General features: G+C 66.3%; 15 protein-coding genes and 2 tRNA genes. 1 reads left to right on the top strand and 16 read right to left on the bottom strand.

Annotation, left to right across the window (positions count from 1 at the left end):
• Window positions 1–87: 87 nt before the first annotated feature.
• The 7 genes from lpxK to uvrB all read right to left on the bottom strand — a co-directional run bounded on the left by lpxK (window position 88) and on the right by uvrB (window position 8776).
• Complete coding sequence (gene lpxK / locus GDJ08_RS04650; RefSeq protein WP_153164375.1) at window positions 88–1110, bottom strand: tetraacyldisaccharide 4'-kinase; 1023 nt, start codon at window positions 1108–1110, stop codon at window positions 88–90.
• Window positions 1110–2858, bottom strand: coding sequence for a lipid A export permease/ATP-binding protein MsbA (gene msbA, locus GDJ08_RS04655; protein ID WP_136006983.1), 1749 nt, complete (start codon window positions 2856–2858; stop codon window positions 1110–1112). The genes lpxK and msbA overlap by 1 nt, the downstream gene beginning before the upstream one ends.
• On the bottom strand, window positions 2855–3277 hold the full coding sequence (locus GDJ08_RS04660) for an ExbD/TolR family protein (RefSeq protein ID WP_136006985.1): 423 nt from the start codon (window positions 3275–3277) through the stop codon (window positions 2855–2857). The genes msbA and GDJ08_RS04660 overlap by 4 nt, the downstream gene beginning before the upstream one ends.
• Before the next feature lie 3 nt (window positions 3278–3280).
• Window positions 3281–3958, bottom strand: a complete 678-nt coding sequence (locus GDJ08_RS04665) for a MotA/TolQ/ExbB proton channel family protein (RefSeq protein WP_136006988.1) — start codon at window positions 3956–3958, stop codon at window positions 3281–3283.
• 3 nt (window positions 3959–3961) lie between these two features.
• On the bottom strand, window positions 3962–6406 hold the full coding sequence (locus GDJ08_RS04670; protein ID WP_324616656.1) for a DNA internalization-related competence protein ComEC/Rec2: 2445 nt from the start codon (window positions 6404–6406) through the stop codon (window positions 3962–3964).
• A 166-nt stretch (window positions 6407–6572) separates the two neighbouring features.
• Window positions 6573–6647: transfer RNA gene (locus GDJ08_RS04675), tRNA-Val, on the bottom strand.
• Window positions 6648–6751: 104 nt separating this feature from the next.
• A complete protein-coding gene (gene uvrB, locus GDJ08_RS04680) occupies window positions 6752–8776 on the bottom strand; it encodes an excinuclease ABC subunit UvrB (RefSeq protein ID WP_153164376.1) in 2025 nt (674 codons plus the stop codon).
• 151 nt (window positions 8777–8927) lie between these two features.
• Here uvrB and GDJ08_RS04685 point away from each other — a divergent pair, with 151 nt between their 5' ends.
• Window positions 8928–9464 (top strand): GspH/FimT family protein, encoded by a 537-nt coding sequence (locus GDJ08_RS04685; protein WP_153164377.1) that lies wholly within the window; start codon window positions 8928–8930, stop codon window positions 9462–9464.
• Between the two features lie 68 nt (window positions 9465–9532).
• Here the strand turns inward: GDJ08_RS04685 and GDJ08_RS04690 are convergent.
• The 9 genes from GDJ08_RS04690 to GDJ08_RS04730 form a co-directional block, all read right to left on the bottom strand.
• Window positions 9533–9609, bottom strand: a tRNA-Asn gene (locus GDJ08_RS04690).
• Between the two features lie 58 nt (window positions 9610–9667).
• On the bottom strand, window positions 9668–10096 hold the full coding sequence (locus GDJ08_RS04695) for a type IV pilin protein (protein WP_017356384.1): 429 nt from the start codon (window positions 10094–10096) through the stop codon (window positions 9668–9670).
• Window positions 10097–10108: 12 nt separating this feature from the next.
• Window positions 10109–13951: a pilus assembly protein gene (locus GDJ08_RS04700; RefSeq protein WP_017356383.1), complete on the bottom strand. Its 3843-nt coding sequence runs from the start codon at window positions 13949–13951 to the stop codon at window positions 10109–10111.
• A gap of 11 nt (window positions 13952–13962) precedes the next feature.
• Complete coding sequence (locus GDJ08_RS04705; protein WP_017356382.1) at window positions 13963–14472, bottom strand: pilus assembly PilX family protein; 510 nt, start codon at window positions 14470–14472, stop codon at window positions 13963–13965.
• 4 nt (window positions 14473–14476) lie between these two features.
• The gene (locus tag GDJ08_RS04710) at window positions 14477–15643 is read right to left on the bottom strand and encodes a PilW family protein (RefSeq protein WP_017356381.1); all 1167 of its coding nucleotides are present in this window, start codon (window positions 15641–15643) and stop codon (window positions 14477–14479) included.
• On the bottom strand, window positions 15640–16116 hold the full coding sequence (pilV, locus tag GDJ08_RS04715; protein ID WP_017356380.1) for a type IV pilus modification protein PilV: 477 nt from the start codon (window positions 16114–16116) through the stop codon (window positions 15640–15642). Before pilV ends, GDJ08_RS04710 begins: the two co-directional genes overlap by 4 nt.
• Window positions 16113–16628, bottom strand: a complete 516-nt coding sequence (locus GDJ08_RS04720) for a GspH/FimT family pseudopilin (RefSeq protein ID WP_017356379.1) — start codon at window positions 16626–16628, stop codon at window positions 16113–16115. Before GDJ08_RS04720 ends, pilV begins: the two co-directional genes overlap by 4 nt.
• Before the next feature lie 171 nt (window positions 16629–16799).
• Window positions 16800–18188, bottom strand: coding sequence for a nucleotide 5'-monophosphate nucleosidase PpnN (ppnN, locus tag GDJ08_RS04725; RefSeq protein ID WP_017356378.1), 1389 nt, complete (start codon window positions 18186–18188; stop codon window positions 16800–16802).
• Between the two features lie 250 nt (window positions 18189–18438).
• A complete protein-coding gene (locus tag GDJ08_RS04730) occupies window positions 18439–21687 on the bottom strand; it encodes a TonB-dependent receptor (RefSeq protein WP_017356377.1) in 3249 nt (1082 codons plus the stop codon).
• Between the last annotated feature and the right edge of the window lie 313 nt (window positions 21688–22000).

Raw genomic sequence — 22000 nt, forward strand, 5'->3', positions numbered from 1 at the left:
GACCTCTGCGCAGCGGCGGGGCGGGACCGCCGGCGCGTGACCGGCAGGATGATGGGGAGCAGTGTGCCGCAGCCGGCACCCTGCCCGTCAACGCTTGCCGAGCTTGTCCAGCCGGTCCAGCAGGTTCACCCAGAAGGCCGCCGGCAACTCCGCCGACAACGGCACGGCGAAGTGCCACTCATTGGCGAAGGCCTTGCACTTCACCGCATCCTTCTCGGTCATCAGCACCGGCAGCTCGCTGCCGAAGCGCAGGTCCGAGGGATGGTAGGCATGATGGTCGGCGAACGCATGCGGCACCACGCCGATGCCCTGGGCGCGCAGCATGTCGAAGAACCGCTGCGGATGCGCGATACCGGCCACCGCGTGCACGCGCTGGCCCCGGAAGTGCGCCAGCGTGCGCGCCCGCCCGCCCTGCAGCGGCTGGGCGTGGTCGATGTGCAGCTGCATCGGCCACTCGCCGAAGCCGCTGGCCGGCAAGGCGTCGGCGCCATTGCTGGCCTGGCCCATGTTCACGACGCGGAAATCGCAGTCGCGTGCACGGCTGGCCGGCTCGCGCAGCGGACCGGCCGGAATCAGCCGCCCGTTGCCATAGCGGCGCTGGGCATCGACCACTTCGATCTCGATATCACGGGCCAGCCGGTAATGCTGCAGGCCGTCGTCGCAGACGATGACGTCGCAGCCCGCCTCGACCAGTGCACGGCCGGCTGCCACGCGATCCGCATCGACGCGCACCGGCACGCCGGTCTTCCAGGCGATCAGCACCGGTTCGTCGCCGCCCAACGCGGTGGGGGTCGCCGCGTCCACCCAGCGCGGCGTGGCGGCCTCGTCGCGGCCGTAGCCCCGGCTGGCGACGCCGGGCTTCCACCCGGCCTCGCGCAGGCGGTTCACCAGCACGATGGTCAGTGGCGTCTTCCCCGTGCCGCCGGCCGTCACATTGCCCACGACGATCACCGGGACCGGCAGACTGTGACGCTTCAACCAGCGCCGCCGGTACAGCATCCGTCGCAGTGCGATCGCGCCGCCATACAGGGGGGCCAGCAGCCGCGCCGGCAACGGTACCGGACTGCCGTCATACCAGTACGACGGCGTCTGCGTTCCCTTGCCGGCCATCAGGACTGCCTTTCGCGGAACTGCATCTTGTGCAGGTGCTCGTACAGGCCGCCCAGCGCCAGCAGTTCCTCGTGGGTACCGCGTTCGACGATACGGCCGTGGTCCATGACCAGCACCTGGTCGGCGTGCTCGATGGTGGACAGGCGATGGGCGATCACCAGCGTGGTGCGCTCGGGCATCAGGCGCTGCAGCGCATCCTGCACGAGCCGCTCGGATTCGTTGTCCAGTGCCGCAGTCGCCTCATCCAGAATCAGGATCGGCGCATCACGCAGGATCGCGCGCGCGATCGCCAGACGCTGGCGCTGGCCACCGGACAACAGCGCGCCGTTCTCGCCGACCGGCGTCTGCAGCTGCTGCGGCATCCGCGCGATGAACTCCCAGGCATTGGCGGCCTCGGCGGCCGCGCGGATCTGTGCGTCGGTGGCGTCCATGCCGTAAGCGATGTTGGCGCCCACCGTGTCGTCGAACAGCATCACCTTCTGCCCGACCATCGCCACCTGGCGGCGCAGGTCCTCGAGCGGGTAGTCGTCCAGGGCCACGCCATCAAGGGTGATGCGCCCACCGCTGGGCTCATAAAAGCGCGGCACCAGCCGGATCAGGCTGGTCTTGCCACTGCCGGAGCGGCCGACGATCGCAGTCACCGTCCCCGGCCGTGCGACGAAGCTGATGTCGTCCAGCGCGATGCCGGTGTCTTCGCGGTAACGCAGCATGACATGCTCGAAGGCCAGCTCGCCCTTGGCGCGACCGATGCGTTTGCGGCCCTCGTCGCGCTCGACCGGCATGTCCAGGATCGAGAACAGGCGTTCCGCAGCCGAGACGCCGCGCGCGATCGAGGACTGCACGCTGGTCAGGCGACGCAGCGACGGGATGATGGCCGTCATGGAGATCATCAGGCCCATGAACTGACCCGCGTTCAGCCGCCCGGCCAGCGCCTCGCGCGTGGACACCCACACAATCACCGCCAACGCCAGCGCGGCCAGGAACTGCACCACGCTGGAGGCCGCCGCGCGGGTGGTTTCCACTTTCATGTTGAGGCCCAGCATGCGGTTGGCGAGGCGGGCATAGCGCGACATCTCGTGCGCCTGGGTGCCATGCACCTTCACTTCCTGCTGCGCGGACAGCGACTGCTCGGCCGTCTGCGCCATTGTCCCCATGCCGTCCTGGATGCCGCGGCTGATGCGCCGGTAGCGTTTGCCCACGAACGAGACGATGACGCCGATCAGCGGCACCACCACCAGCATCGCCACGGTCACCTTGACGCTCATCTGCAGCATCACCACCAGCATGGCAATGATGGTGAGCGTGTCGGCGACCAGGGTCTTGAGTGCGTCGGCACTGGCCTGGGTAACCTGCTCGGTGTCGAAGTTCAGACGGCTGACCATCACCGGCGTGGACTCGGCATCGAAATGCGACGACGGCAGGTGCAGGTACTTCTCCAGCACCTGCTCACGCAGATCGCGCACCACGCTGCGACCGGTGCGGGCCAAGGCGTAGTCACTGACGAAGGTCGCCGCGCTGCGCGCCACGAACAACCCCAGGATGGTCAGCGGCAGAATCACCGCCATGCGCGGTTCGGGGTTGACGAAGCCGCGGTTGACCAGCGGCTCCATCAGCTTGCTGAAGTGATAGCCGGCCAGGGCTTCGACCACCATGCCGATGACCGCCGCCACCATGAAGACCCAGTAGGCGCGGGTGTAACCCAGCAGGCGTTTGTAGATCGGCCAGACCGGCGCGTGTTTGCTGCTCATGGACGCACCTCGGGGGCCGTTGCGATGGCGATGCGCCGGAAGCCGAGCTGGCCGAGCGCATCCTGTGCGGTCACGACCGCCTGGTAGGGAGTACGGGCATCGGCGCGCAGCAGGACGGTCTGCTCGCGATCGGTGCCGGCGACCGCGGCGATGGTCTGCTTGACCGACTCGACGTCGGTACGCAGCACTTCCTGGTCGTTGATGAAATAGCGTCCTTCGGCATTCACCAGCACGCTCAGCGCACGCGGTGGCTCGGCGCTGTTCTGCTGGCTCGCCGTCGGCAGCTGTACCTGCAGCGTCGAGCGTGCATCGAACGTGGTGGTGACCACGAAGAAGATGATCAGGACCAGGATCACATCGATCAGCGGAACCAGATCGATATGCGGCTCGTCCTGGGTCCGGTCATTGCGGATGCGCATCCGTCAGCCCTTGACCGTCACGGGCGTACCCGCGACCGGTGCGGCAGCGGCAGGACGGGCGGCACCGGTCATCACCCCGGGACGCGCATCGAGCGCGTCCAGCAGCGCGCCGGCCTCCTGTTCCATCTCGATCACGTAGCCGTTGATGCGGCCCTTGAAGTAGCGATGGAACATCAGTGCCGGAATCGCCACGATCATGCCGGTGGCCGTGCACACCAGCGCCTTGCCGATACCGCCGGCCAGCTGGTTCACATCGCCCACGCCGTGGTCGAGGATGCCCAGGAACATCTGGATCATGCCGACCACCGTGCCCAGCAGGCCGAGCAGCGGGCCGGCCGAGGCGATGGTGCCCAGGGCGTTCAGGAAGCGCTCCATGCGATGCACCAGGTGGCGGCCGGCATCTTCGATGCGCTCGCGGATCTGGTCGCGCGGGCGGTTGCGGGCTTCCAGCGCTGCCGCGAGCAACGCGCCCAGTGGCGAATTGGCCCGCAGGGACTGGATGTGGCCGGGATCAAGCTTGCCGCGTGCCGCCCAGTTGCGCACTTCCTGGCCCAGCCCCGGGGGCAGGACCTCATTGCGACGCAGCGTCCAGAAACGCTCCAGGACGATCGCCAAAGCCAGTACGCCCAACAGCAGCAGCGGCACCATCGGCCAGCCACCGGCCTTGACCAGTTCCCACACGTTTCAACCCTCTGGCCCTGCGGCCGCCTGTTTGACTGTCGATAGGATAGCAGTCGCCCGCGCCCGCTCCGCGGCATCCCACCAACGGGGCTGGAAAAGCCGCTGTTCACGCACCTGCAGGCCGTCCTGGCCCAGCCACACCCGCAGCGCGCCGCTGTCTGCGGTGCTGAGCACCTCCGCGCCCCGTGCCTGCCAGCGCGCCACCACCTCGTCCCGCGGATGGCCGAATCGATTGCCATGCCCGGCCGATACCAGTGCCAGCTCTGGCGCCACCGCGTCCACCCAGCCGGGCGTGGACGATCCGGCGCTGCCGTGATGCGGCACCACCACTACCCGGGCGGCCAGGCCCGGTGCGTCTTGCGCCAGCAGTGCCGCCTCCTCGCGGCGGCCTATATCGCCAGGCAGCAGGATCGCCCCGTGCGGCGTGGTGATGCGCAGCACGCAACTGGCGGCATTGCCGCGCCCGCCCTGCCCGGCCGGCGGGTGCAGCAGCCGGAAATCAACCGCATCCCAGCGCCAGCCGTCACCGCGACGGCACACGGCCGCCGGCATTGACAGCGCGCCCGACGGCGCCAGCAGCCGCGCCTCCGGATGGGACCGCCGCACGGCGGCCAGGCCGCCGACATGGTCCAGGTCGCCGTGGCTGAGGAGCACCCGGTCCAACACCGGCGTCCCCAGGGCGTGCAGGGCCGGGACAACCACCCGCTCGCCGGCATCGAAGCCGCCCGGTACGGCCGGGCCGGCGTCGTACAGCAGCGCATGCGTGCGGGTGCGGATCAGCACCGCCAGGCCCTGCCCGGCATCCACCACCAGCAGTTCGACCTCCCCGTCGGCCGGCAGCGGCCGCGCCGGCCACAGCAACGGCAGACACAGCGCCAGCGCCGGCAACCGGCCGCCGCCGCCGCGCGGCATCAGCAGCCAGAACACACCTGCCACGGCCAGCACCAGCGCGGCCGGCCCGGCCTGCGGCAGCCACCACAACGCGAACGGCCGGCGGGCGACGTGGCCGAACAGCCACCAACTGGTGTCGAAGCACCACGCGGCCAGCTGCCACGGCCATCGCCCCGCGCCGCCGTACAGCGCCTCCAGCGCGGTGCCGAGCAGTGCCAGCGGGACCACGACCAGGCTCCACCAGGGAATGGCCAGCAGATTGACCAGCGGCCCCGCGCGCGACGCCTGGCCGAACCACGCCACCGTCAGGGGCAGCAGGCTCACCGTCGCCACGCCCTGCGCCCCGAGAAATGCGGCCAGCCAATGCCGGTCCGTTCCGGGCAGGCACCACACCAGCCACAGGACGCCGGCGAAACTCAGCCAGAAGCCTGGCGCGAGAACCGACAGCGGGTCGAACAGCAGCACAGCCAGTGCCGCCATTGCCAATGCCTGCCCCACGGTGACCCGCCGCCGGGTGCAGCGCGCGGCCGCGACGATGGCGATCATCAACACCGTGCGCACGGTAGGCAGCGCGAACCCGGCCACGGCGGCGTACAGTGCGGCGCCTGCGACCGCCGCCAGCGCCGCCGCCAGTGGTCGTGGCCAGTACCGCCCCAGCACCGGCAGCAGCCTCCAGGCCAGCGCTGCCATCCAGGCCGCGACCGCCGCGACCAGACCGACATGGAAACCGGAGATCGCCACCAGGTGGGTCAGCCCGAGGGCCCGCAGGTCCTCCCAGTCGCGGGCGGTCAAGCCGCGCGTATCACCGAGCGCCAGCGCCTGGACGAAGCGGCGCCCTTCCCCGCGTACCTGCTCCGCGATGGCCTGGGCCATGCGCTCGCGCCACGCCGGCAGGCCGGTCGGCGGGCCCAGCGCGCGGGCCCGATGCGGCGCGGTGACATAGCCACTGCCCGCCACGCCCTGCAGCAACGCCTGGCGTTCGGCATCGAAGCCGCCCGGGTTGCGCAGGCCACGCGGCGGCCGCAGCCTGGCGACCAGCGACCAGCGCGCGCCGGCACGCAGTGCATGACGCCCCTGTGACGCGTCCGGCCTGACCGGATCGTGCCAACCCAGCACCACCTCGCGTCCACGCAGCGAAACGGGCATGCCGGCGTCGTCGTCGATGCGGAAGCGGAAGCGCGTGCTGCGCTCGCCGTGGTGTGGAAGGTCGAGCACCCGGCCGCGCAGGGCATGTTCGGCCGGTGTCGCGGCGGCCGGCAACTGCAGTGCCAGGCCAGCATGCCCGTGCAGCGCCGCCCACCCCGCGCCCAGCAGCAACCCGCCACACCAGCGCCCGCGCGGCCACGCGCTCCAGGCAGCCGCGCCGACAACGAGGCCACACCATGCGATGGCCACCGGCAGCAGGACAGGGGCAAAGACCACCGCACACACGCCACCCAGCAGGCTGGCGGCACAGGCCTTGCCAAACATCGGCACATTGTCGGCGGTCGCAGCGGAGGACGAGCGTGGCATGGAAGTCGGCGCGGCGATGGAACGGCCATCGTCTGCCGGCGTCATGGCAGCCACCATCAGACGCCACGGCTTGCGTGCGTCGGAATACTCCGGGGCGACAGGGTGATCGCCCCCATGCACCTCGCCTGCAGGAGGACCAGAACGAAAAAGCCGGCCCAAGGGCCGGCTTCGTTCGTATCCACTCTTTCCTCTGACTGCTCAGGTACTTAAGTGGTGGGCGGTACAGGGTTCGAACCTGTGACCCCTACCATGTCAAGGTAGTGCTCTACCGCTGAGCTAACCGCCCGTTTCGTTCTGCGCTGCCGCGATTGCGTCGGTGCAGGCCGCGTATATTACGGACGTCGCCTGGGAAGAGCAACACTTTTGTGAAGATTTTTCACAAGACGTTGTTCAGCCCAAGCTCGCCTCTTTCAACTGGCGGATCTGATCGCGTACACGGGCCGCATCCTCGAACTCCAGATCGCGCGCATGCTGGTACATCTGCTGCTCCAGCACCTGCAGGCGCTTGGCGATCTGCGCCGGTTCCAGCGTCCGGTAATCGACCGCCTCCTCGGCGATCCGCCCCCCCTTGCCTTTGCCCTTGCCGCGGCTCTCCTTCTCGGCCGCTTCCGACCGCGCACCTTCCAGCACATCGGTAATGGGACGCAACACAGACTTGGGCACGATGCCATGCAGTTCGTTGTACTCCACCTGCTTGGCGCGGCGGCGGTCGGTCTCGTCGATCGCCGCCTGCATCGAGCGGGTGATGCGGTCGGCATACAGAATCGCCTTGCCGCGCAGGTTGCGTGCCGCACGCCCGATGGTCTGGATCAGCGACCCCGTCGAGCGCAGGAAACCCTCCTTGTCCGCATCGAGGATCGCCACCAGCGACACCTCGGGCATGTCCAAGCCTTCGCGCAGCAGGTTGATGCCGACCAGCACGTCGAACTTGCCCAGACGCAGGTCGCGGATGATCTCCACGCGCTCGACGGTATCGATGTCCGAGTGCAGGTACCGCACGCGGATGCCGTGCTCGGTGAGGTATTCGGTGAGGTTCTCGGCCATCCGCTTGGTCAGCGTGGTGACCAGCACGCGGTCGCCCAGCTTGATGCGCTCGTTGACCTCGCCCATCAGGTCGTCGACCTGCGTGCCCACCGGACGGATCTCCACCACCGGATCGATCAGACCGGTTGGACGCACCACCAGTTCGGTGATTTCGTCAGCGGCTTCGCGCAGCTCGTACGGTCCAGGTGTAGCGGACACATAGATGCTGCGCGGGCAGCGTGCCTCCCATTCCTCGAATCGCAGCGGACGGTTGTCCAGCGCCGACGGCAGGCGGAAACCGAACTCCACCAGGGTTTCCTTGCGCGAACGGTCGCCCTTGAACATCGCGCCGATCTGCGGAATGGTCACGTGCGATTCGTCGATCACCAGCAGCGCATCCGGCGGCAGGTAGTCGAACAGCGTCGGCGGCGGCTCGCCCGGCGCTTTGCCGGTGAGATGCCGCGAGTAGTTTTCGATGCCGTTGCAGAACCCGACTTCGGCCATCATTTCCAGATCGAACTGGGTGCGCTGGGCAAGACGCTGCGCCTCCACCAGCTTGTTCTGCTCGTACAGCTGCTCAAGCCGCACCTTCAGTTCGGCCTTGATGGTATCCACTGCCGACAGCACCCGCTCGCGTGTGGTGGCGTAGTGGGTCTTGGGATAGACGGTATACCGCTGCAGCCGCCGCAGGCTTTCACCGGTGAGCGGATCGAACATGCTGATCTGCTCGACCTCGCCGTCGAACAGCTCGATGCGTACCGCTTCGCTGTCCGATTCGGCCGGGAACACATCGATCACTTCGCCGCGCACGCGGAACGTGCCGCGGTGCAGTTCGTATTCGTTGCGGGTGTACTGCAGCTGGGTAAGGTGGTTGATCAGATCACGCTGGTCGATGCGCTCACCCTTGGACAGGATCAGGCGCAGCGAGAGGTAGTCCTCGGGGGCACCGAGGCCGTAGATCGCCGACACCGTGGCCACCACGATCGCGTCCGGCCGCGACAGCAGCGTCTTGGTGGCGGCCAGGCGCATCTGCTCGATGTGTTCGTTGATCGAGCTGTCCTTCTCGATGAAGGTGTCCGACGACGGTACGTAGGCCTCCGGCTGGTAGTAATCGTAGTAACTGACGAAATACTCCACCGCGTTGTGCGGAAAGAAGGCCTTGAATTCACCATACAGCTGCGCGGCCAGCGTCTTGTTCGGCGCCATCACCAGCGTCGGTTTCTGCACCTGCTGGATCACATTGGCGATGGTGTAGGTCTTGCCGGAGCCGGTCACGCCGAGGAGGGTCTGCTTGGCGACACCCGCCTCGAAGTTGGCCGTCAGCTTCTCGATCGCCGCTGGCTGGTCGCCGGCCGGCGAGTACGGGGAAACAAGTTCAAAGCGATCGCTCATGGTGCCGCCACTGCCCGGGCCCTCCAGTATACCGGGGGCCTTGGTGACGGCTGGCTGAGGGCTATGCCGAGGCCAGCGGCCGGGATGTGCCGATACCGCCCACCGCGCGGACCGCGCACTGTCGATACCTCCGCTGTTAAGGACGTTCCCGATGCGCCCGGTTACCCGTCCCCCTCCGCAGGCGGCCGGCCTGTCCCTGATCCAGCTGCTGCTGGCGCTGGGCCTGCTGGCGGGGCTGGCCGCGCTGGCCTTGCCCGGCTTCCAGGATGTGCTCGATCGGACCCGCGTGGATACGATGCGGATGCAGCTGCTGACCGCATTCGCCGCCGCGCGCAGCACGGCGATCAGCCGCCGCCATGCCGTCAGCGTGTGCGCAAGCGACGATGGGCGGCATTGCAGCCTGGACTGGAGCGCAGGGTGGTTGATCTACCGCGACCGCCGCCGCCAGGATCAGCCGGCCGCGCCGCACGACGTGCTGCATTACCAGCCGGGCCAGCGCGCGCGTGGCATCCGGGCCACCGCCACGTCCGGACGCCCCACCCTGCGCTATGGCGCCAATGGGCGCAGCCTGGGCAGCAATCTGACCATCGCGCTGTGCCTGCGCGACGAGCGGCGTGGCGATGTGATCGTGAACAACACCGGGCGTGCGCGATCCCTGACCTACCGCGGCACCGAACCGTGTCCCTGAGCGGCGCGGCCGCCGAGGCAGTGGCGGAAACGACAAAAGCCGCGATTTCTCGCGGCTTCTGCATGATCTGGCGCCCGAAGTTGGACTCGAACCAACGACCCCCTGATTAACAGTCAAGTGCTCTAACCGGCTGAGCTATTCGGGCGGGGAGGCGAATTCTAGAGGTTGCCGCGTGACGATGCAACACCCTGCCCCGTTCCGCATCACCAGCAGCCGGACACCGTCGCCTCGGCCGGCGTCTTGACACTGGCCTGGTTGATGGTCAGCGTGCCGCACTTGTCCTTCGCCTGCGTGCCCTGGGGCGTAGCGGTGATGGTGAACGTGGCCGGGGTCTGCTGGATGGTGAGCGCGTACCACGCCGAGCCGCCCTCGCGCGGGGTCTGGGTCGCGCCCAGTGCAAAGCCCGCGTAGGTGTTGTTCACGGTATGGAAACGCTCGGCCATCTGGCTGTACTCCACCATGTCCGCCTTCGCCTGCGCACGCCGCGACTTGCGGATCTGGTCCTGGTAGGACGGATACGCAATTGCGGCCAGAATGGCGACCACCGCCACGGTGATCATCAGCTCGATCAGGGTGAAGCCGGGGGCTCCGCGGCGATGGCCGCGGAACCGGTTGGAAAGCATCGAACGCATGTGCGGTCTCCGTTACTGGATCTGGCGCCAGGATTGGCGACCACAGGGATAAGGCAGGTACATCGGCTGGGCGCCGGCCACATTGACCACCATCCAGCAGCCGCTGCCCGGCACGGTGGGCGGTGCGGCACCGCCGCCCGGGTTGGCAGGCGCCTGCAGACGCGGCACCACCGACACCGCCACGTCCTTGACCGGTGCGGAGCCGCCGGTATCCAGCGCGACCGCCGCCGTGCCCGCCGCGTAGGACTTGCCGCCCGGCGAGCCCAGCCGGACGGTCGACAACGCCGCCGCACCGGAACGGGCATCCAGGCCGAACAGCCAGTTCTTGCCGACGGTGCTGCAGCCCGTCGAGTTGAGCAGGGCCGCGTAGGTCGGCATGAACACCACGCCGGCGACCACGTCCGGATAGCCGATCATGCGTTCGCCCCGCGGCAGATCGATGTACCACCCCAAGGGCCCGGTGGGCCGGGTTCCCGTCGTCATCGAGCGCGAGACACCATCGCTGCCCACTTGCACCGCATATGGCTGCAGGTTGTCGCGTGTGACGGTCGTGATGGTGGCACCGGAACGATCGGTAAAAGCGTACAGCGACTGCGTGGTTTCATCCGCCACGTCATTGGCGAAGGAGAAGCTGCCGGTACCGAACATCAGCAGCACGCCACCGCCTTCGCCCGAGGCGGCGACCAGGCCGCCAAGAATCGGCTGGCGGTAGGTCATCCGCGACTCGACGCGCGACAGCGTGGTGAACACCGGCTTGCTCACCTTGTTGCCACTCTCAAGAAGATCGAAGCGCCACACGGCACCGTTGGCATCGGCGCCATACACGGTATCGGCGTACCCATCGCGCACCATCCGCGTGGAGTCGCCATTGTCCTTGCGATCCAGCACCACGATGTTGCCCAGCCCGTTGACCCCCGACGGCGCCCCCGTGCCGGATTCGGCGGCTTCGATCATGCGCACGTTGGGCGATCCGGTGCCGATGTCCACCACGAACAGCACCGCCTTGCCGCTCTTGCTGTTGTAACCGTTGCCGAAGATCGCCTTCCAGCTCACGGTGTTGCCTGACTTGAACGGCACGATCACCGGCTTGCCGAGCACAAAGCCGATGTTGTTCCGGATATCCGTAGAGCCGCCGGAAATGTCGTTGATCTCCCACAGGCGGCTGCTGGCGCCGAAGTTGTCCGGCTTGGTCACGTCCAGCGCGAACACACCCCGCCCGCCGGCACCGGTGGTACCGACCAGAGTGGTGTGCCAGGCGCCATCGTAGTGACTGTCGCCCACAGTCACCGGACCGTCGACGAAGTACCGGTGCGGCACCTGGTCCTTGGCGTTGAGCGGGTTGTAGGGCTTGAGCAGGTTGCCCATGTGGCCCAGCGAGGTCTCCGGAATGTAGGCAAACAGCTCACGTCCGCCATTGCCGGCGGTTTTGCCCTCCGCATCCAGACCGCCATCGAAGGCGTGCAGCATGCCGTCATTGGCGCCCACATAGACCATGTAGCGGTTGTTCAGCTTGGTCTTCAGGTACGCCGCATAGGTCGAGCCCGGCGTATCCGTCAGCGCGCCATAACCGAAGTCGTCGATCGGGGCGCTGATCTGCGGCGACGAATTGATGATGTCACCCAGGATCGTGGTGCGGTCGCGCAGCTTGCCGCCGTTGCGGACCTCGCCGCTCGCATCGCCGCGCAGATAGGCGGTGGCCGACGCATCCGTGGCCAGGCCAGTCAGCCCCGCGCTGTCGCAGCGGCTCATGCCGGGGTAGAGGTCGGTGGGCGTGCCACAGAGCATGTCCAGCGTGACCGTCGGCGAAGTGAATTCGCTGATGCCGTTACCGTTGGCAAAATAGATCTTGCGCGAGGCCGCAAGCGGGAACTTGCTGCTGGCCTCCCAGATCGGGGTGTAGACCGCTGCCCGGGTGCTGGGATTGACCGAGACCTGATTGGCGGCCAGACGACTGAACCAGTCGGTACCTTCATTGGCCACTTCATAGGTCGGAGTGACGGTCAGCGAGCCGGCGCCGATGCGCGCACCCGTCAACGCGATGCTGCCCGACGGCGAGGAGCCGGCGGCGACGGCGGACAGCACACGGCGCATCGCGGCGGTCACTTCGGCCGGGGTCTTGGCGTTGATGAACTCACCGCGGGTGTTGATCGCGGCATGCCACAGTTCGTCGATGACGCGGCCGTCATCCGAGTCCATCGGCTTGCCGTTGCCATTCCAGTTCGGTGCGGTCGTGTACGGATCCTTGGTCGCCGCCTGGTTCACTTCATAGATCTTGCCCTGGGCGCCCAGCGTCACGCCGTAGAAGTTCATGTGCAGATTGGTCTGGCAGTCCAAGCGCTTCCAGTCCGCCGAGGTCTTGCTGAGCGTGCTGCACTGCTTGCTGACCGGCACCTGCCCGGCGGGGAACCCGTCGTCGGTGCGGAGCGGTACCAACGGTCCGTCGTAATAAGCGGCCGCGATATCGGCAATGGTGTTGCTGTAGCTGTCGCCAAACGGCGCACCACTGAAGTGCGTGGTGCCCGAGGAATCGGCGTTCCCGTAGTCGGTGCCGTCGGGGACCTTGCTGGAGGTGTTGGTGTAGCCGTCGGTAAACAGCATGCCGCCGTTGCGCTGGCACGCCAACGCCACCGGCGCGCCGGGCCCGGTGCGGCTGAACTGCTTGCCCAGGAAGTCCACCGCTTCGCGGTTCGGCGTACCGCCGTTGGGCGCCAGGCTGTAGATCTTCTTGTACAGGTCGGCGCGCTGCTTCACCACGTCGTACATGGTCACGTCGACAAGCTTGTTGATGGTGAAGTAGCCCACCCGCATATTCTCGATCTCGCGCATGGCATGCGAGGACGAGCCCACCATCGACAGGATGCGATTGCGGTGGTACTGGAACCAGTTGGCGAAGTTCTTGATGGCGTCGTTGTAGCCGCTGTCGTAGTTGTCCGAGATGATCGTGTAGCGACGCAGATTGCAGGACGGACCACAGGCGTTCTTGATGATCGGGCGGTTGGCGTCGGCGGTCTTGTATCCGGCCGGGGCCGGCGCCGCTTCCGGCAGATAGAACGTGGCCGGGAAATACTGCAGCGGAACCGTGCAGTTGGTCGGTGCCACCCAGGCCTTGTCCAGCGCGACCCACTGCTTCTTGGCATCGGGCAGACCGTCGTTGTTCGAGATCACGTTGCCACGACGATCGGTATAGGTGGTGTTGCAGGTCTCGCCGCTGGAGTAATAGACCGTACCCTTGGGCAGGGTCATGCCCGTGAGGATGCTGTAGGTTTCAGAGGTCAGCGCACGTGAGGTCGTCAGGTTGTAGATGACGTTGTAGCCGGTTTTGAAATCCGAACGCGGATCGGCACGGGTGCTGCCCGGCACCGCCGCATCCCACAGACCCGCAGCTCCCACACCGTCGGCCTTGCGCCACGGCTCGTAGGTCACGGCCGGATTGAAGTAGCCGGCGTTGTAGGCAGGCGAGCGCGCAAAGCCGAATTCATCCAGCGGTGGAACGGCACGGCCGGGGGTGTAACTGGCGTTGTAGCCGTTGTGCGGGAACAGATAGACATAGCAGTCCACCGAGTTGTTGTTGCAACCAGCACCCACGTTGTAGAACACACCTGCCGACTTGAAGAAACTGCTGCCGTTCCACTGCAGGCGTCCGTCGCCGCCGACGAAGATGCGCTCGAACGTCATCGAGTTGGAATCGTCGACGGCCATGATGAAGGCCGGGGGCGCCGAGCTGACCGAATTGAGCGGCGCCGTGGCGAGTTCGCCCTGCCCCTGGGCAGCGAACAGGCTGTACATGAAGTACAGGCCGGAACCGAGCAGCAGCACACCTGCCCCTGCGGTGATACCGAGTTTGCGGGAAATCATGTCGGCAGCCCTCAGAGCTTGAATACGGTGTCGATGACGGCCGACGAGGACGGACCGGCCGGCACATCGGTGGCGAAGGAAGTGATCTGGTAGATCGGTGCGGTCGGGTCCAGGGCCTTGCCCATGCCCAGCGAGCCGCCGCCGATGATGCAGGAGTCGATACGGCGCACGTTGACCGCATCGGCGCCGGTGATGGACTTCCTCCGGCCCCAGTCAACCGGGTCGTAGCCATCATCACAGTTCAGCGCGATGTTGCTGGCCGTGATCGGCGCATCGCTGGCCGGCGAGGTGCGGTTGGCGATCGCCTCGATGGCGTGCTCGGTGCGCCGGGTCATGCTTTCAGTCGCCTGGAAGGCGGTGTTGGTGGCCCGATAGTTGGCTGCCATCTTTTCCTGCATGCCGGCCACCTGCATGCCGGCGATGCCGATCAGTGCCAACAGGATCAGCATGATCAGGGCGACATACAGCACGGCACCGCGCTGACGCGCAGGTGCGGTGAAGGTTCTGGAAGACCGGTTCATGGCATCAGTTCCCGAAGAGACGGTTGCGCAGGGCGATGGTCGATTCGTATGCGGCGCGGTAGCGACCGTCGGACGCGGCCGCCGGTACGAAACGCACGCCCAGCAGGCGCGGATCATTCACAGCGGCGGCAGATGACGAGGCCATCGAGGGATTCGGGCTGCGTGCCAGCACGCCCACCTGGACCTGACCGACGCGGCGCCACTGATTGGCCGCCACTGCATCGTTGCCCGTGCTGACGTCGGCCGCCGTGCCCTGCACGGTAACGTTGCCGACCGGCAACTGGGTCTGGCTGATCACCGGCGTGGTATCCAGGCCGTACATCACCTGCAGGTTCTCGATGCCTTCAACGAGCTCCTCGCGCACGTCGTAATTGCCGGCGGCGTTGGCGCGGGCGCGCATCAGCACCGGTTCGCCGCTGGCCGACGTCCCCACGTAGTACGCGATCGACTCGGCGCGGTAAAGCATGGTTTCACCGGTCGGCTGCACGTTGTAGCGGCTGAGCGTGGCACCACTGGCGGTGACGCTGCCCACCGCATAGGTGCCGACGAACACGTCTGCATGACTGCAGTCCGCGATACCGAAAAGTGTGGGGGCGGCAACACCCTCCTCGGTCAGCCGCCTGCCCAGATCGCCGTCGAAGCCGATGGTGTTGTCGCTGCCTGCACTGATGCTGGTCACCGGCACGCCCACCGGCGCGAGGTAGCGGAGCACGAGGACATCGCTGCCGCCGCGCGGGACCAGGCTCTTCAGTGGCGTCGGCAGGTCAGTCGGCTCCGCCCAGGTCGCGCCCAGCGTGAGGTTGCTGTCCGGGGCACTGCTGGGGGCTTCGTAGCCCTGTATCGAGACCGAGAAATCCAGTGCGCTGCCATCGCCCGTGGCAACGCCGGCGATGTTCACCACGGGATCGCCCTGGTTCTTGACGAAGTGCGCCTGGTCGTTGACGCAGCCGAAGTGACCGGCCATACGGATGTCGCGCTGCAGGAACTCCAGCGCGAACCGGGCGTTCTCCTGCGCGCGCGCGGTGCCCTGCGCCAGCTGCGAGGCCTCGCGGGACGCGCTGAACACCTGGATCACGCCCAGCATCAGCACCAGGCCGATCACCATCGCGACCATGACCTCGATCAGGGAGATGCCCGCGACGGCGCGCGGCAGGGGAAACGCACGGCTCATAGCTGGGTCACCGCAGTAAAGGTGGTGCGCGCATTGGGGTTGGCCTTGTCCCAACGCTGGTCGCCCCACACGATGTCCACCTGCACCTGGCCGTTGACGTTGGTGACGGTGGCACTGGCGCCCTCGCCGAGCGCCTGCACCACCTGGCATTGCCAGCGGGCCACGTTCTGCCCGATGGTCACGGTTCCGGTCGGACGCGTACAGGCGGCGCGGGTCACCGTGCCGGACGCGAACGACGCGCCCGTGTACCAGGCCGACTGGAACCGGTTGGCCCGCATCTGGTCGATCAGGTCGTAAGCCAGGTTCGTCGCCTGGGTACGGTAGTTGGCGCTCTGTACGAAACGCACGTTCATGGTCTGCAGCAGCGCGAAGCCGAGCAGGCCGAAGGCCAGCACGATGATGGTGACCAGCACCTCGATCATGCTGAAACCGCCGGCGGCCCTGCGCCCTCCGGAGGCACGGAAACGTCTCATGAGCAGTTCTCCTTGAGGGTGCTGAGCTGGCCGGACGCGTTGACCGTCAGACGACGGCGCAATGGCTGCCCGTTGCAGCTGTCCGGCTGCAGGTCGATTTCCTGCTGATCGGCGCTGCGGCGGCGGCCGCGGCCGTCGAAGGCGATCGCGGCGGCGTCGGGCCCCACCGCGCTCACCGCCGTGTTGACCGCCATGAAACGGAGCACGACCTCGCCATCGCTGAACGTGCCGCCGCCGTCGACGTCGGCCCAGGCCAGCATGCCCTTGTCCCAACTGCCATCGCAGCTGGTGCCGGTGGCGCTGCCGCAGACACCGCCCCCGCGTTTGTTGCGGATCGCCTCGCTGCGCGCGAGCGCGATCAGGCCGGACGCCTCACTGCTGGCGGTCGCGATCCGGTTCGAGCGCATGACGCCCTGGAAGCTCGGGTAGGCGATCGCCGACAGAATGGCGATCACCGCGACCGTGGTCAGCAGTTCGACGAGTGTGAAGCCGTTGGAACGGCGTGAAGACATGGAACGCTCCCCAGCGTGATGACACAGAAGATGGACGCCCCGCCGCCCGGCGGCAAGCGGCGACAGGACGAACGGTCGCCCGGAGGCGACAGGCGTCAATGCGTTGACGCCCGGGACCACGGACGGGGCTGGCCGCGGGCACCCCTGCCCGCCGTCAGCCCCCTGCCCGGCTCAGGCCAGGACTTTGTAACAGGGCTGGTACTCGCCCGAGATCTTCATGCGGCGCTGTTCGACGAACGCGCGCAGCAGCTCGTCCAGGGCCTGCATCATGTCGGCGTCGCCATGAATCTCGAACGGACCGAACTGCTCGATCCGGCGCATGCCATCCTCCTTGACGTTGCCGGCGACGATGCCCGAGAAGGCCCGGCGCAGATCGGCCGCCAGCGCATGGGGCGCACGCCCGTGATGCAGGTCCAGCGCTGCCATCGCCTCGTGGGTCGGCACGAACGGCTGCTGGTACTCCCACGGAATCTCGATCGACCAGTTGAAGAAGAACGCATCCTTCTGCGCCAGGCGATGCTCGCGCACACGCTTGATGCCGGCCGACATCTGGCGCGCCACCGCGACGGGATCACCGATGACGATCTCGTAGCGGCTGGCGGCCTCATCGCCGAGGGTCAGACGGATGAACCGGTCGATCTGCTCGAAGTACGGCGCGGCCACGGTCGGGCCGGTCAGGATCAGCGGGAACGGCAGGTCCTTGTTCTCCTCGCGCAGCAGAATGCCGAGCAGGTACAGGATTTCCTCGGCGGTACCCACGCCACCGGCGAACACGATGATGCCGTGACCGATCCGCACGAACGCTTCGAGACGCTTCTCGATGTCCGGCATGATCACCAGGTGGTTCACGATCGGGTTGGGCGACTCGGCGGCGATGATGCCCGGCTCGGTCAGGCCGATGTAACGGGTGACATGCTTGCGCTGCTTGGCATGGGCGATGGTGGCCCCCTTCATCGGGCCCTTCATCGCGCCCGGGCCGCAGCCGGTGCAGATGTCCAGCCCGCGCAGGCCGAGCTCGTAGCCGACCTGCTTGGTGTACAGATACTCATCGCGGCCGATCGAATGGCCGCCCCAGCACACCACCAGGTTCGGATCGCCCGGGTTGAGGATGCGCGCGTTGCGCAGCAAACCGAACACGGCGTTGGTGATGCCCTCGGAGGATTCCAGCTCGGCGGCGTAGGCCGGGCCCATTTCGATGGCCATGTAGGCCAGGTCGCGGACCACCGCGAACAGCAGCTCGGCCACGCCGCGGATGATCTCGCCGTCGACGAAGGCCATCGCCGGCGCGTTGACCAGATCGATGCGCACACCGCGATCCTGCTGCGCCACCTGGATGTCGAAATCCGGGTACAGATCGCGCGCGGCGCGCGGATCGTCCGACGCGCTGCCACTGGTCAGCACGGCCAGCGCGCAGCGGCGCAGCAGCTCGTGCATGCCGCCGCCGGAGGCGTCGCGCAGGCGCGCCACTTCGGCGCGCGACAACACGTCCAGCCCACCGCGCGGGTAGATCCGCGCGTCCTGCACCGGCAGCGTGCGCGCCGGCGTTTCGGTGATTTTCATTTCCATCTTTTCTGCTTTCCTCAAGGTGTCCGACTGTACCGCTGCCCCCTTAAAAAGCAAAACGGCCGGGGAGACCCGACCGTTGGATGTGTGGCGCCCCGGCGCTGCCTTGGGCCGCCGTACGTGCGCCTTTTTCGGCGCAACCAATTGAGCATACGCGCAACCCGGCGCGGGAGCAAGCAGGGCGCCGGACAGCAGAACGGCCAGGTTGCCCTGGCCGTTCCGGGTGCAGCGGTGCTAGATCACTTCATCAGAACTTGTAGCGGAAGCCCAGCTGCATCGACCACTGGGACACACCGGTGTTGCCGTTGCCGTTGCTGCCATTGGCAACCGTCGGACGCTCGACATTGTTCGGATTGAAGTTGCTGTAGACATACTTGCCGTCATACATGCCCGCAGCGGTCAGGACGCGACGGTTCGCGAAGAAGCCGTAATCTTCAATATGGCCCCAGTCCTTGTTGATCAGGTTGCCGATGTTCATCACATCGAGCCAGATCTCGGACTTGTGGCCCTTGAAGAAGCCCGGCAGTTCCTGGCTGATGCGCAGATCGAAGCTGTTCACCCAGGACGAACGGCCGGAATTACGCGGTGCCGCCTGGCCAGCATAACGGGCCAGATCCGGGTTGGCGGACAGCCATTCGAAGAACGACTTTTCCATCGCCGGGTTGGCCGTGAACTGACCCGTCGCACTCAGGGTACCGAACAGCACATCGCCAGGGCCGGCAGGCACGTAGAACAGGTCGTTGCCGCTGCGGCCTTCGCCGTTGGCATCGTTGGAGTACACGTAGCTGAACGGACGGCCGTTACGACCTTCGTAGAACATGCCTACGCTGGTCTTGTAGTCGCCGAAGAACTTGTGGCTCCAGTTGATGCTGCTGCTGACACGATTGCGGATCTGGTAACGCGAGGTACCGATCGTTTCTTCGTTGGCATTGAAGATGTAGTTGTAGTTCCACGTCGAACCGGCGGTCGAGCTGGTCATGTCACTGACCATGCTGGAGTCGGTGTAGGTGTAACCCACGTTCCAGCTCCAGTCACTTTCCGGCGAGAAGGGCTTGGCCAACGAAACGGTGAACTGGCTGCTGCGGCCCTGGTCGGTGTTTTCCAACACATACACGTTGCCGAAGTTCCGGTCACGCTTGTAACGATTGCTGCCGGTGGTCCACGAACGGCCGATGCGCGACGGGTCGTAGTACATGTCGCGACCGTCCTGACCCTTGAAGGTGGACTCGCCGATGTTGATGCTGCGGTAGAACAGATCGCTCTTGACCTTGGTCACCAGCAACTCGGCCGATGCGACCAGGCCATACCACGGCAACTCATGATCCAGCGCCAGGTTGGCCTTCCACACCGACGGCTGCTCGAAGTCCGGGCTCACGTAAGTGACGTTGGTTTCCGGCGTGCCGACAGACGGACGGACCTGATCCGCCACGATCGGCTCATATGCCCAGTTGCCCGAGTTGATCGTGCCGCCCTGCTCGCCCGTGTAGCGCAGGTAGTTGAGACCGGTGGTGCTGAATGCATTGCCGAACCACACCTGCGGCGATGCGCCGCGGAACAGGCCCACGCCACCGCGCAGCTGCGTCGGACGGTCCGAGTCGAAGGTGTAGTTGAAGCCGAAGCGCGGCTGAACCAGCCACTTGTCCTTGCCGTTGACGTAGCTGTTGTCCAGGCCGAACGAGGCCAGGGCGGCCGCGTTCAGGGTCGGACGACCGCTGACAGACGGCTTGTCGGCACGAACGCCATAGGTCAGCGTCAGGTTGTTGTTGACATACCAGGTGTCCTGCGCAAACAGGCCAAGCTCACGGTACTTGAAGCTGGCGGCGATGGTGTCATCGCTCAGGCCCGGCTGCGGAAGGTGCTGGACATAGTTGCTCCAGTTGCCGGCAGCGTAGTTGTCCAGGCCAAAGAACTCGTACGTGCCGTACAGGTTCTGGACGAACATGTTGTACACGTCGTTGCTGCTGAAGTCGGTACCGAACTTGACATCGTGGTCGCCGAGGGTCAGCACGCCCGATGCGTAGCCGTTCCAGGTCTTGGTCTGCAGCAGGTTGCCCGGGGTGCTCGGGTCCGGCCCGAACATGATGTACTCACCGGTCGGAGAATCCACGTTGCCGCCGAAGAAGATCTTGGTGGTGGCGATTTTTTCGCCCGGCATGATGCGCGCCGACGTGTAGTCACGGTACGACGCCTTCAACTCGGTCGAGAAGTTGTCGGTCCAGTCACTGAAGACCTGGGCGACATAGTTTTCGATCGTCTTCTGCTGCTGGAAGAAGGAGGAGCTCAGGTTGACGATTGAACCGCCGGTGGTCGGAGTACGTGCCTGGTTCTGCTCGACCTTGCTGTAACGGAAGCTGGCGCGATGATTGTCGTTGATGTTCCAGTCCAGCTTGACCGCGTACTCTTCCAGGTCGGTGCTGCCATCGACGTCGCCAACGCTGCCTGCATCAACACCGTACAGGGTGCTGGCCAGACGCGTCGCTTCATTGATCTGGGCCTGGCTGATCGTGCCGTTGCCCAGCGCACTGTCGGCCACGCTTGCGCCCGGAGACTTCCACTCCTGCTTTTCGTAGTTGGCGAAGAAGAACAGCTTGTCCTTGACCAGCGGACCGCCCAGCGTCATGCCGTAGGTGCGCTCGTTGTCAAAGCCGTCGAACTTGTAACCGGCCGGGTCCTTGCCGAACCAATCGCCGTCGCGGTACGAGCCGTAGACCGAACCGTGGAACTCGTTGGTACCGGACTTGGTCACCGCGTCGATCACCGCACCGGTGGCGCCGGCAATGGTGACGTCGTAGCTGGACAGGTCGACATTGATCGCTTCCAGCGCATCCATCGCAACCGGCTGGCGACGGGTCGGCATGCCATTGTCTTCCAGGCCGAAGGTGTCGCTGATCGACACGCCGTCAACGCGGATCGCGTTGTACTTCGGGTTCTGGCCGCCTACGGAAATCTGACCGTCGGCCTTGTTGGTCTGCGCAATGCGCGGATCCAGACGGACGTAATCCTGGATGTTGCCACCGGCCGAGGGCAGTGCATCGATGGTCTGACGGCTGATGTTCGTACCGGCGCCCATCTTGGTCGCACTGAACACTTCCGAGCCGGCCGCGACGGCGGTGACCTGGACGGCATCCAGGTTGGTCGCGGCCATATCACCGCTCAGCGTGGCGTTGACGGTCGCCGACTGGCTCACGCCGAGGTAGACACCCTCTTCGGTCTTGGTGCCAGCGCCGGGCTTGTTGATGGTGATGGTGTACGGACCACCCACGCGCAGGCCGCGCGCGTTGTAACGACCCGATGCATCGGTGGTCGCACGGCTGACCGTGCCCGACTCGGTATGCGTGATGGTGACTTCCGCACCGGCGACAGGCGCGCCTGCAGCCGACATTACCTGGCCGCCGACACCTGCAGAGGTGCTCTGGGCGAAGGCGGGAGCGGCAGCAAGTGCAGCCACGAGACCAAGCGTCAGCTTGGACATCCGGAGACAACGGGAATGGGTCATTGGGGAGTAGCCTCGATGCGAGATTGGCGATGGCGGAGAAAAAAACGCGTCCAAGCAGCCTTGCTGGCGGCTGACTGGACTTTTATCTGGGTTCCCTAGCCGCGAGCTGGTTTCAGCCGCAACGGTTAACACTAGATTAACACGGTACCGTTGGATTGTGACGGTTTGGCGACAAAACACACGCCATACCAACGGGATCGTGACGCCATCTTCACATGTGAGTGTGAACGGCTGAATGCGGTATTCCGGGCTTCAGCGGTGCACAGGGGGGGGCTGCGCGGGCGGGCTGGGGCACCAGGGCGACCGGACGGGC

Origin of the sequence: Stenotrophomonas nematodicola, assembly GCF_009467805.1 — a bacterium.
Lineage (GTDB): Bacteria > Pseudomonadota > Gammaproteobacteria > Xanthomonadales > Xanthomonadaceae > Stenotrophomonas > Stenotrophomonas nematodicola.

Bases quoted from the DNA above. Each gene is read 5' to 3' on its own strand.
- pilV (WP_017356380.1), bottom strand. From the start codon at position 16,116: ATGAGACGTTTCCGTGCCTCCGGAGGGCGCAGGGCCGCCGGCGGTTTC.
- GDJ08_RS04670 (WP_324616656.1), bottom strand. From the start codon at position 6,406: ATGACGCCGGCAGACGATGGCCGTTCCATCGCCGCGCCGACTTCCATG.
- GDJ08_RS04720 (WP_017356379.1), bottom strand. From the start codon at position 16,628: ATGTCTTCACGCCGTTCCAACGGCTTCACACTCGTCGAACTGCTGACC.
- GDJ08_RS04695 (WP_017356384.1), bottom strand. From the start codon at position 10,096: ATGCGTTCGATGCTTTCCAACCGGTTCCGCGGCCATCGCCGCGGAGCC.
- GDJ08_RS04710 (WP_017356381.1), bottom strand. From the start codon at position 15,643: ATGAGCCGTGCGTTTCCCCTGCCGCGCGCCGTCGCGGGCATCTCCCTG.
- lpxK (WP_153164375.1), bottom strand. From the start codon at position 1,110: ATGGCCGGCAAGGGAACGCAGACGCCGTCGTACTGGTATGACGGCAGT.
- msbA (WP_136006983.1), bottom strand. From the start codon at position 2,858: ATGAGCAGCAAACACGCGCCGGTCTGGCCGATCTACAAACGCCTGCTG.
- GDJ08_RS04705 (WP_017356382.1), bottom strand. From the start codon at position 14,472: ATGAACCGGTCTTCCAGAACCTTCACCGCACCTGCGCGTCAGCGCGGT.
- GDJ08_RS04660 (WP_136006985.1), bottom strand. From the start codon at position 3,277: ATGCGCATCCGCAATGACCGGACCCAGGACGAGCCGCATATCGATCTG.
- GDJ08_RS04730 (WP_017356377.1), bottom strand. From the start codon at position 21,687: ATGACCCATTCCCGTTGTCTCCGGATGTCCAAGCTGACGCTTGGTCTC.
- GDJ08_RS04700 (WP_017356383.1), bottom strand. From the start codon at position 13,951: ATGATTTCCCGCAAACTCGGTATCACCGCAGGGGCAGGTGTGCTGCTG.
- uvrB (WP_153164376.1), bottom strand. From the start codon at position 8,776: ATGAGCGATCGCTTTGAACTTGTTTCCCCGTACTCGCCGGCCGGCGAC.
- GDJ08_RS04685 (WP_153164377.1), top strand. From the start codon at position 8,928: ATGCGCCCGGTTACCCGTCCCCCTCCGCAGGCGGCCGGCCTGTCCCTG.
- ppnN (WP_017356378.1), bottom strand. From the start codon at position 18,188: ATGAAAATCACCGAAACGCCGGCGCGCACGCTGCCGGTGCAGGACGCG.